At 71.4% G+C, this 10,581-nt stretch carries 8 protein-coding genes; 3 read left to right on the top strand and 5 right to left on the bottom strand.

Going from position 1 to position 10,581, the window contains the following annotated elements; translation table 11 throughout:
- Positions 1 to 141: 141 nt before the first annotated feature.
- Together ACFV61_RS20260 and ACFV61_RS20255 are read right to left on the bottom strand one after the other, a co-directional pair.
- The gene (locus tag ACFV61_RS20260; protein WP_380493065.1) at positions 142 to 594 is read right to left on the bottom strand and encodes a GNAT family N-acetyltransferase; all 453 of its coding nucleotides are present in this window, start codon (positions 592 to 594) and stop codon (positions 142 to 144) included.
- Positions 595 to 684: 90 nt separating this feature from the next.
- Positions 685 to 1,476, bottom strand: coding sequence for a VOC family protein (locus ACFV61_RS20255; RefSeq protein ID WP_063349390.1), 792 nt, complete (start codon positions 1,474 to 1,476; stop codon positions 685 to 687).
- Positions 1,477 to 1,697: 221 nt separating this feature from the next.
- On the opposite strand from ACFV61_RS20255, the gene ACFV61_RS20250 reads away from it, so the two are divergent.
- The 3 genes from ACFV61_RS20250 to ACFV61_RS20240 all read left to right on the top strand — a co-directional run bounded on the left by ACFV61_RS20250 (position 1,698) and on the right by ACFV61_RS20240 (position 6,703).
- Entirely contained in the window at positions 1,698 to 3,932 is a 2,235-nt protein-coding gene (locus tag ACFV61_RS20250; protein ID WP_380377808.1) for an ATP-dependent RecD-like DNA helicase, read from the top strand.
- A 225-nt stretch (positions 3,933 to 4,157) separates the two neighbouring features.
- Positions 4,158 to 5,447 (top strand): citrate synthase, encoded by a 1,290-nt coding sequence (locus tag ACFV61_RS20245; RefSeq protein ID WP_063349392.1) that lies wholly within the window; start codon positions 4,158 to 4,160, stop codon positions 5,445 to 5,447.
- Positions 5,448 to 5,983: 536 nt separating this feature from the next.
- Entirely contained in the window at positions 5,984 to 6,703 is a 720-nt protein-coding gene (locus ACFV61_RS20240) for an SDR family NAD(P)-dependent oxidoreductase (protein WP_380493062.1), read from the top strand.
- 95 nt (positions 6,704 to 6,798) lie between these two features.
- On the opposite strand, the gene ACFV61_RS20235 is transcribed toward ACFV61_RS20240, so the two are convergent.
- From ACFV61_RS20235 to ACFV61_RS20225, 3 genes are all read right to left on the bottom strand, one after another.
- Complete coding sequence (locus ACFV61_RS20235; protein WP_380493068.1) at positions 6,799 to 9,012, bottom strand: heavy metal translocating P-type ATPase; 2,214 nt, start codon at positions 9,010 to 9,012, stop codon at positions 6,799 to 6,801.
- 176 nt (positions 9,013 to 9,188) lie between these two features.
- Positions 9,189 to 9,518: a heavy-metal-associated domain-containing protein gene (locus ACFV61_RS20230; protein WP_380338027.1), complete on the bottom strand. Its 330-nt coding sequence runs from the start codon at positions 9,516 to 9,518 to the stop codon at positions 9,189 to 9,191.
- Between the two features lie 38 nt (positions 9,519 to 9,556).
- On the bottom strand, positions 9,557 to 10,495 hold the full coding sequence (locus ACFV61_RS20225; RefSeq protein WP_380423517.1) for a PrsW family intramembrane metalloprotease: 939 nt from the start codon (positions 10,493 to 10,495) through the stop codon (positions 9,557 to 9,559).
- Positions 10,496 to 10,581 lie beyond the last annotated feature (86 nt).

Here is a 10,581-nt window from a genome sequence, read left to right as displayed (position 1 = left end):
GGTACTGCAGGGGGGACCCTGTGGGAGAGTAGGACGCCGCCGAACAATCATTCACAGAGAACCCCCATCCGGGAAACCGGATGGGGGTTCTTTGCGTTTCCGGGGCTTTGGGACTTCAAGGTCTCAGAGCTGGGGAAGGTCTCAGAGCTGGAGTTTGAATCCGATGTGCGACGGGACGAAGCCGAGCTTCTCGTAGAAGCGGTGGGCGTCGGTGCGGGTCGCGTCGGAGGTGAGCTGGACGAGGTCGGCGCCGAGTTCGCGGGAGCGCTCGATCGCCCACTGGATGAGTTCGGTGCCGAGGCCGCTGCCCCGCTCGTCGGCGTGGATTCGGACGGCCTCGATGACGGTCCGGGTGGAGCCCTTCCGGGAGAGGCCGGGGATCACGGTCAGCTGCAGGGTGCCGACGGTCCGGCCGGCGCGCTCGGCGGCGACCAGGTGCTGGTGCGGGTCGCCGTCGACGCGGGCGAAGGCGGCACGGTACGGCGTGAGGTCGTCGGGGCTCTCGCGGGTGGCACCCAGGGCGTCGTCGGCGAGCAGGGCCACTATCGCCGGCAGGTCCTCCGCGGTGGCCCTGCGGATCGTCAGGTCAGTCATGATCAGAGGATAGGCGCGCCCTGTTTCCCGTACCCCCGCCGCCGCTGCCCGTAGAGCCCCCTCAGGCCCCTTCTCGGGGGTGATCTGCCGTCACTCCCCGGGCTTGGCACTGGTGATGACGGCGAAGACGGCGCCGTGCGGGTCGTGGAACTGGGCGAGGCGGCCTACGCCGTGGACGTCCATGGCGGGGATCCGCACGGTGGCCCCGAGCTTGTCGGCGATGGCGAGGCTGGCGTCCACGTTGGGGACCTCGAAGTAGGGGAGCCAGTGCGAGGTGGTGCCGCGGGCGGTCTGTTCGGGGCCGAGCTGCATGATGCCGCCGTGGGCGTCGTCGCTGCCGGCGCCGGCGGGGGTGAGGACGGTGTAGGAGGTGCCTTCGAGCGGCACGTCCTGTTCCTGCCAGCTGAAGACGGTCCGGTAGAAGGTCTTGGCGCGTTCGGCGTCGACGCTGTAGCACTCGGCCCAGCAGAGGCTGCCCTCCTCGTTGACGACCTCCAGGCCGCGGGTGTCGTGCGGCTGCCAGACGGCGAACTCGGCGCCGGTCGGGTCGGTGTAGCCGGCCATCCGGCCCGCGGTGAAGACGTCGAAGGGGGTGAACCGGACGTGCCCGCCGGCCTGTTCGACGAGTTCGGTGGTGCGGTCGGCGTCGAGGGTGGCGAAGTACAGCGTCCAGGCGGGCAGGGAGCCCTCCTCGGCGAGCGGGCCGAGGGCGGCGACCGTCCGGCCGTCGAGCTGGAAGAAGCCGTACCCGCCGGCTTCGGGGCCGGCCGGGTCGAAGGTCCAGCCGAACAGGGCGGTGTAGAAGTCGACGGAGGCCCGGGTGTCGGGACTGCCCAGGTCGAGCCAGTCGGGGGAGCCGGGGCGGAAGGCGGTGTTGAGCATGGGCACTGCTCCTCGGACGGGGCCCGGACGGGCGCGATCGTGCCCCCCTGCCCGTCCCAGCCTGGCACCTCGGCGGGGGCGCTGCACGGCGGGGCGCTGCATGGCAGGGGCCCGGGGGCGCTCCTGCCGTGGGGGCGGTCGGGCGCAGGTGCGGGCTTGTCGTGGCCGGGCGGTACGGTGCGTAACGAAAGGTCCACCCGTACTGGTCGAAGGGGGTCCCGGTGGCCAGGCAGGCGCAGTCGGGGCAGGAGGCGCCGCGCCAGCTCGCGCAGGTCGAGGGCGTGCTGGAGCGGATCACGTACGCCAACGAGGACACCGGTTACACGGTGGCCCGGGTGGACACCGGCCGGGGCGGGAACGACCTGCTGACGGTGGTGGGCGCGCTGCTGGGAGCCCAGGTGGGGGAGTCGCTGCGGTTGCACGGGCGGTGGGGCTCGCATCCGCAGTACGGGCGGCAGTTCACGGTGGAGAACTACACGACGGTGCTGCCGGCGACGGTGCAGGGCATCCAGCGGTACCTGGGTTCGGGGCTGATCAAGGGCATCGGGCCGCGGTTCGCCGAGCGGATCGTGGAGCGCTTCGGGGTGGACACCCTGGAGGTGATCGAGAACGAGCCGGGCCGGCTGATCGAGGTGCCGGGGCTGGGGCCGAAGCGGACGAAGAAGATCGCGGCGGCCTGGGAGGAGCAGAAGGCCATCAAGGAGGTGATGGTCTTCCTCCAGGGGGTCGGGGTGTCGACCTCGCTCGCGGTGCGGATCTACAAGCAGTACGGGGACGCCTCGATCGGGGTGGTGAGGAACGAGCCGTACCGGCTGGCGTCGGACGTGTGGGGGATCGGTTTCCTGACGGCGGACCGGATCGCCCAGGCGGTGGGGATCCCGCACGACAGCCCGGAGCGGGTGAAGGCGGGGCTGCAGTACGCGCTGTCGCAGAGCAGCGACCAGGGGCACTGCTACCTGCCGGAGGAGCGGCTGATCGCGGACGGCGTGAAGCTGCTGCAGGTGGACGTGGGCTTGGTGATCGACTGCCTGGCGGAGCTGGTCGCGGCGGAGGGGGTGGTGCGGGAGTCGGTGCCGGGGGAGGCGGGCGAGGCGATCACCGCGGTGTACCTGGTGCCGTTCCACCGGGCGGAGATCTCGCTGGCCAACCAGCTGCTGCGGTTGCTGCGTTCGGATTCCGACCGGATGCCGTGGTTCGGCGGGGTGGACTGGCCGGTGGCGTTGGAGTGGCTGGCCAAGCGTACCGGGGCCGATCTCGCGCCGGAGCAGGAGCAGGCGGTGCGGCTGGCGCTGACCGAGCGGGTCGCGGTGCTGACGGGTGGTCCGGGCTGCGGCAAGTCGTTCACGGTGAAGTCGATCGTGACGCTGGCGCTGGCCAAGCGGGCGAAGGTGGTGCTGGCGGCGCCGACCGGGCGGGCGGCGAAGCGGCTGGCGGAGCTGACCGGGGCGGAGGCCTCGACGGTGCACCGGCTGCTGGAGCTGAAACCGGGCGGGGACGCCGCGTACGACCGGGACCGGCCGCTGGACGCCGATCTGGTGGTGGTGGACGAGGCCTCGATGCTGGATCTGATCCTGGCGAACAAGCTGGTCAAGGCGGTGCCGCCGGGGGCGCACCTGCTGTTCGTGGGGGACGTGGACCAGCTGCCGTCGGTGGGCGCCGGCGAGGTGCTGCGGGATCTGCTGGCGGAGGGCGGCCCGATCCCGTCGGTGCGGCTGACCAGGATCTTCCGGCAGGCCCAGCAGTCGGGGGTGGTGACGAACGCGCACCGGATCAACGAGGGGCGGCCGCCGCTGACGGACGGTCTGCCGGACTTCTTCCTGTTCGCGGAGGACGACGCGGAGTTGGCGGCCGGTCTGACGGTGGACGTGGTGGCGCGGCGGATCCCGCAGCGGTTCGGCTTCGACCCGCGGCGGGACGTCCAGGTGCTGGCGCCGATGCACCGGGGTCCGGCCGGGGCGGGGAACCTGAACACGCTGCTCCAGGGGGCGGTGACGCCGGCTCGGGAGGGGCTGGCGGAGCGGCGGTTCGGCGGGCGCACGTTCCGGGTGGGGGACAAGGTCACGCAGGTGCGCAACAACTACGACAAGGGGCGCAACGGGGTCTTCAACGGCACAGTGGGAGTGGTGACCGCCCTCAGTGTGGACGATCAGCGGTTGACGGTGCTCACCGACGAGGACGAGGAGGTGCCGTACGACTTCGACGAACTGGACGAGCTGGCCCACGCGTACGCGGTCACGATCCACCGCTCACAGGGGAGCGAGTACCCAGTGGTGGTGATTCCGGTCACCATGTCCGCTTGGACGATGCTCCAGCGAAACCTGCTCTACACCGCTGTGACCAGGGCAAGGAAACTGGTGGTACTGGTGGGGTCACGGAAGGCGATCGCCCAGGCCGTGCGGACCGTCAGTGCAGGTCGACGGCATGCGGCGCTCGATCATCGACTGGCAACTGGATGATTATCCAACAGGATGGTTGCCTCTAATGTTCTCTTGACGTGAAGAGATTTACGGCAGAGCCTAGGGTGGTGCCGATCTTGTCCGGTTCGTACCGGCTGCGGCAGCAGGTTTTGTAGGGGCGGGCCCTTTCGGGCCACCCCGGGTGCGCGGCTGTCCTCCAGATGGGGGATGGTAGAGACAGTCAGGGCACCTTGGAAGAGGATTCATTTCGTCGGTGAGGAAGACGTGAGCGACAACTCGGTAGTACTGCGGTACCAGGACGGCGAGTACGAGTACCCCGTCGTCGAGAGCACTGCGGGCAACGCCGGCTTCGACATCTCGAAGCTGCTCCCGCAGACCGGCCTGGTCACCCTGGACAACGGCTTCGGTAACACCGCCGCGTACAAGTCCGCGATCACCTTCGTGGACGGTGACAACGGCATCCTGCGGTACCGCGGCTACCCGATCGAGCAGCTCGCAGGGCAGGGCGGCTTCATCGAGACCGCGTACCTCCTGATCAACGGTGAGCTGCCCAACGCGGACCAGCTGGCCGAGTTCAACCGCGAGATCACCCAGCACACCCTGCTGCACGAGGACGTCAAGCGCTTCTTCCAGGGCTTCCCGCGGGACGCCCACCCGATGGCCATGCTGTCCTCGGTGGTCGGCGCGCTCTCCACGTTCTACCCGGAGAGCCACAACCCGTTCGACGCCGGCCAGCGCCACCTGTCGACCGTCCGCCTGCTCGCCAAGCTGCCGACGATCGCCGCCTACGCGTACAAGAAGGCGATGGGCCAGCCCTTCGTCTACCCGCGCAACGACCTGAGCTACGTCGAGAACCTCCTGCGGATGACCTTCGCCGTCCCCGCCGAGGACTACGAGCTCAACCCGGTGATCGTCAACGCCCTGGACAAGCTGCTCATCCTGCACGCGGACCACGAGCAGAACTGCTCGACCTCCACCGTGCGCCTGGTCGGCTCCAGCCACGCCAACCTGTTCGCCTCGATCTCGGCGGGCATCTCGGCGCTCTGGGGCCCGCTGCACGGCGGCGCCAACCAGGCCGTGCTGGAGATGCTGGAGAGCATCCAGAAGGACGGCGGCGACGTCGACGCGTTCATCACGAAGGTGAAGAACAAGGAAGCCGGCGTCAAGCTGATGGGCTTCGGCCACCGCGTCTACAAGGCCTTCGACCCGCGCGCCGCGCAGGTCAAGCTGCTCGCGCACGAGGTCCTCGGCCAGCTCGGCAAGAACGACGAGCTGCTGAACATCGCGCTCAAGCTGGAGGAGCACGCCCTCAAGGACGACTTCTTCATCTCGCGCAAGCTCTACCCGAACGTGGACTTCTACACCGGCCTGATCTACCGCGCCATGGGCTTCCCGACCAGCATGTTCACCGTGCTGTTCGCCCTCGGCCGGCTGCCGGGCTGGATCGCCCACTGGCACGAGATGATCAACGACCCGACCAGCCGGATCGGCCGTCCGCGCCAGATCTACACCGGCGTCGAGATCCGCGACTACGTCGCCCTCGGCGACCGCTGACGCTGCACCCGGAAGGGCCCGGTCGCCACTTGGCGGCCGGGCCCTTCCGCGTCCCCGTGCGGTGGGCCCGGGTGGGCGCCCGCGCGGGGGCGGAACCGTACGGCGCACGACTCCGGGGCCGGGCCGAAGCCGGGGACGGCCGCTCAAAGCGTCCCTGACCCGCCGCAACCCCGGCGTCGTGCGCGAAGGCCGTCAAGGTCGACGACCGTCCCGGGGCCCGCCGGAGCCCCGTCGGCGGCAGTCGGTGGAAGCGCGGGGACGCATTGCCGTTCGTCGCGTCCCCGCTCATCGGAAAACTGCCGCACTACCAACCTAAGACGTATCAGGGTGCGAGAAGTTACGCCCGGGGGGTGTGAGCTGCCTCTCGCCACGCTCCGTGTGCACCTCGTGTCGAGCCCATATCACACGTTCCCGCGCGCGCGACGTCACCCTCCCCGCAGTCACGGCAACCGAGCGTGATAGGAATCGTGGCATTCCGGTACGGACCGTCCCGCACCCTCGCAGCGTGGCGGCGGAGCTGGGGAGGGAGTGCGCAGATGGCCAGGAACGTCGTTGTCACCGGCGGTGGCACGGGAATCGGGTACGAAGTCGCGCGGCGGTTCGCCGAGGCGGGCGAATGGGTCGTGATCGTGGGCCGCCGCCGCGCGGTCCTGGAGAAGGCCGCAGCGGACCTCGGGCCGAACGTCACCCCGCTGGTGTGCGATCTCGCCGACCCCGATGCCGTCGAGGCCGCGCTCGCCGAACTGCCCGAGCGGATCGACGTCCTGGTCAACAACGCCGGCAGCCGGGAGACCGTGATCGGCGCCGGGCCGCACGCCCTGCTGGCCCGCTGGCGCGGCGACTTCGAGCGCAACGTGCTGACCGTGGTGCTGCTCACCGAGTCGATCCGGGACCGGCTCACCCCCGGCGCCGGCCGGGTGGTCACCATCAGCTCGATCGCCGCCCTGCGCGGGGCCGGCTCGTTCGGCGCGGCGAAGGCCTCGCTGCACGCCTGGAACCACTTCCTGGCTGCCCAGTTGGGCACCTCCGGGATCACCGCCAACATCGTCGCGCCCGGGACGGTGGCCGGCACCGAGTTCTTCGGCCCCCGGCTGGACGAGGCCGAGGTCTCCCGCCGGGCGGCCCGCACCCTGCTGGGCCGGATCGGGGAGACCGGTGAGGTCGCGGCCGCGGTCTACTTCCTGGCCTCGCCCGAGGCCGGGTTCATCACCGGCGAGATCCTGCACTGCAACGGCGGCGAGCTGCTCGGGCGTTGACGCGGTGACGCGTTGACGCGGTGGTGCTTTGGCGCGTTGACGCAGGGAAGGGCCCGGACCAGGCGGTCCGGGCCCTTCCGCGTCGCGCGGGCGGGTCAGGCGGGCTGGAAGCGGCGCAGTCGCAGGCTGTTGCCGACCACGAAGACCGAGGAGAAGGCCATCGCGGCCCCCGCGATCATCGGGTTGAGCATCCCGGCGGCGGCCAGCGGCAGGGCGGCGACGTTGTAGCCGAAGGCCCAGAACAGGTTGCTCTTGATGGTGGCCAGGGTCTTGCGGGAGAGCCGGATGGCGTCGGCCGCCGCCAGCAGGTCGCCGCGGACCAGGGTGAGGTCGCCGGCCTCGATCGCGGCGTCGGTGCCGGTGCCCATGGCCAGGCCCAGGTCGGCCTGGGCGAGGGCGGCCGCGTCGTTGACGCCGTCGCCGACCATCGCCACGACCTTGCCCTCGGCCTGGAGCCGCTTGACGGTGGCGACCTTGTCCTGCGGCATGACCTCGGCGATGACGTGTTCCGGGGCGATGCCGACCTCGGCGGCGACGGCCTCGGCGACCGCCCGGTTGTCGCCGGTCAGCAGCAAGGGGGTCAGGCCCAGGCCGCGCAGCCGGGCGATCGCCTCGGCGCTGGTCGGCTTGACCGCGTCCGCGACCTCCAGGACGGCCCGGGCCTCGCCGTCCCAGCCCACCGCGATCGCGGTCCGCCCGGCCGCCTCGGCGGCGCGCTTGGCCGCGGCCAGGCCCTCCGGCAGGTACTGCGACCAGTCGTTCAGCAGCGCCTCCCGGCCGGCGACCACCGCGTGGCCGTCCACCACGCCCTGGACACCCAGGCCCGGCACGTTCTCGAAGCCCTCGACCGGCGGCAGCTCACCGGCCTCGGCGGCGGCGGTGGCGATCGCCCGGGCGATCGGGTGCTCGGAGGCGTGCTCCAGGGCGCCGGCCAGGCGCAGTGCCGCGGCCTCGTCGACGCCCTCGGCGGTGTGCACCGCGAGCAGGGTCATCCGGCCGGTCGTGACGGTGCCGGTCTTGTCCAGGACGATGGTGTCGACCTTGCGGGTGGACTCCAGCACCTCCGGGCCCTTGATCAGGACGCCCAGTTGGGCGCCGCGGCCGGTGCCGACCAGCAGCGCGGTCGGGGTGGCCAGGCCCAGGGCGCACGGGCAGGCGATGATCAGCACCGCGACCGCTGCCGTGAAGGCGGCGGTCCAGCCCTCGCCGGTGCCCAGCCAGTAGCCGAGGGTGGCCACCGCCAGGACGATCACGATCGGGACGAAGACGGCGGAGATCCGGTCGGCGAGGCGCTGGGCGGCGGCCTTGCCGTTCTGCGCGTCCTCGACCAGCCGGGCCATCCGGGACAGCTGGGTGTCCGCGCCGATCCGGGTGGCCTCGACCACCAGCCGGCCGCCCGCGTTGACGGTGGCGCCGGTGACCTGGTCGCCGACGCCGACCTCGACCGGTACGGACTCGCCGGTGAGCATCGAGGCGTCCACCGCCGATCCGCCCTCGACCACCATGCCGTCGGTGGCGATCTTCTCGCCCGGCCGCACCACGAACCGGTCGCCCACGGCCAGGCCGCCGACCGGGATCCGGACCTCGGCCCCGCCGCGCAGCACGGTGACGTCCTTGGCGCCGAGGTCGAGCAGGGCGTGCAGGGCGGCCCCGGCCCGGCGCTTGGAGCGGGCCTCCAGGTGGCGGCCGAGCAGGATCAGCACGGTGACGGCGGCGGCCGTCTCCAGGTAGAGGGTGGAGGAGGCGTCGGTGTCGCCGATCGCCAGTGAGAAGTCGTGGTGCATCCCGGGCAGGCCCGCGTGGCCCCAGAACAGTGCCCAGAACGACCAGCCGAAGGCGGCCAGGGTGCCGAGCGAGACCAGGGTGTCCATGGTCGCGGCGCCGTGCTTGAGGTTGGTCCAGGCGGCGCGGTGGAACGGCAGGCCGCCGTAGACCACGACCGGGCCGGTGAGTGCGAAGGCGAGCCACTGCCAGTTGGCGAACTGGAGGGCCGGGATCATCGACAGCATGACCACCGGGACGCTGAGGACGGCGCTGATCAGCAGCCGGTCGTACAGCGGGTCGGCGGCGGGCCGGTCGGCGGTGGCCCCAGCGTCGGGGCCGACGTGTGCGGGGGCGGCGGGGGCCGGGGGCGGCGGGAGTTCGGCGGTGTAGCCGGTGCGCTCGACCGTGGCGATCAGGTCCTCGACCGTCACCCCGGGGCCGTAGTCGACCCGGGCCTTCTCGGTGGCGAGGTTGACGGTGGCCTCGACGCCGTCCATCCGGTTGAGCTTCTTCTCGATCCGGGTCGCGCAGGAGGCGCAGGTCATGCCGCCGATCGACAGCTCGACCCGGTCCCGGACCTCGGGGGTGCCCTGGACGCCGGGGGCGGTGGTGACCAGTTCGCTTCGCTCGCTCATGCGGATCGGCTCCTCGGCAGCTCCTCGGTGGGGGTGTACGGCGGGGTCCGCTGCCCGGGCCCCGCCGTACCGGCGTACAGGGAGGCCTAGGCGCTGCGGCCGACCAGTTCGTAGCCGGCCTCGTCGACGGCGCTGCGGACCTGCTCGTCGTCCAGCGGGGCGAGGGAGGAGACCGTCACGGTGCCGGCCTTGGAGTCGGCGGCGACCTCGGTGACGCCGGTGAGGGCGGAGAGCTCCTCGCTGATCGCCTTCTCGCAGTGGCCGCAGCTCATGCCGGTCACGGTGTAGGTGGTGGTGCTGGACATCCGGGCCTCCGGGAGGTGTGGCGCCCCGGGCGTCGGCCCGGGCTCTACTCTGACAACACCATACCCCTCAGGGGTATTTCCGGGAGGGGTGGGTGAAGTGGCGCGCGTCACGGACGCGTGCGCCGGTCGAGCGTATGCGCCGGACCGCCTCAGGCCGGGGAGGCCGGGAGCTGGGCCGGGATCGGCGCGCGCTCGCGCCGGATCAGCAGCCGCAGCCAGAGCAGCCCGCCCAAGGAGACCACGAGCAGTCCGGCCGTGTCGTAGAGGGTGTACAGGTGCACCTGCTCGCTGGTGGGGTCGGGCATGTGGCCGAGCTCGAACAGGGCGCGCTGCCAGGCGCTCGCGGTGGTCTTGGCGACCAGCCAGACGGCGATGCCGCTCGTGCTGTCCCAGAGCGCGTGCAGCAGCGATACGCCCAGGTAGGTGACGGCGACCGGGGTGGTGAAGCGGAACCGCCCGCCGCGGCGCTCGCTGAACAGCACCCCGCCGACGATCGCCGTCCACAGGATGTGGCCGACCGGCGCGAGCACCCCGCGCAGGATCTCCGTCTCGACCAGGTCCTCGAGCGAAAGCCCCTGGATGCTCAGCACGGCGTTGAACGCGTACCCGGCGCTCTCGAACGCGGCGAACCCCGCGCCGACGGTGGCGCCGAGCACCAGCCCGTGCCGCAGCCCGCTGACCCGCAGTCGGCGGCTCACCATGACCAGGGCGGCCAGCTTGGCCGCCTCCTCGATCAGTCCGACGGCGACGTACATCGAGGCCGAGGGGGAGACCAGGTAGCTCTCCAGCACCGAGGCGCCCAGGACGCCGATGATGCCGCCGACGCCGAAGCAGGCGAAGATCCGGTCCGGGCCGAGGTCGCCGGCGTAGCGCTCGTAGGCCCAGATCACCACGGTGGCCGGGACCAGGAAGCTGCCGAGCAGCACGATCGTCGGGACGAGGTTGCTGTTCCCGGTGAGGAACGTGACGACGACGGTGGCGCCCCAGAGCAGCAGGCCGACGGCGAAGACCCTCAGCCAGTGGTCGGACGTGGCCGTCGTGCGGGCCGGGGCGTCGGAGATGCGGGGGGTGTTGCGGTAGCCGGACACCGGTCAGGGCCTCCTCGGGGTAGCCGCTTTGGTCGAACTGTATGACAAATGGGGCATTTAGGGGCGATCGGGACGCCCGTGCGGCG

The sequence above is a fragment of the Kitasatospora sp. NPDC059817 genome (genome assembly GCF_042731835.1).
In the GTDB taxonomy this organism is placed as follows: domain Bacteria; phylum Actinomycetota; class Actinomycetes; order Streptomycetales; family Streptomycetaceae; genus Kitasatospora.
Note: the sequence above shows the minus strand (reverse complement) of the source record. Positions and strands in the feature narration are given on the sequence as shown.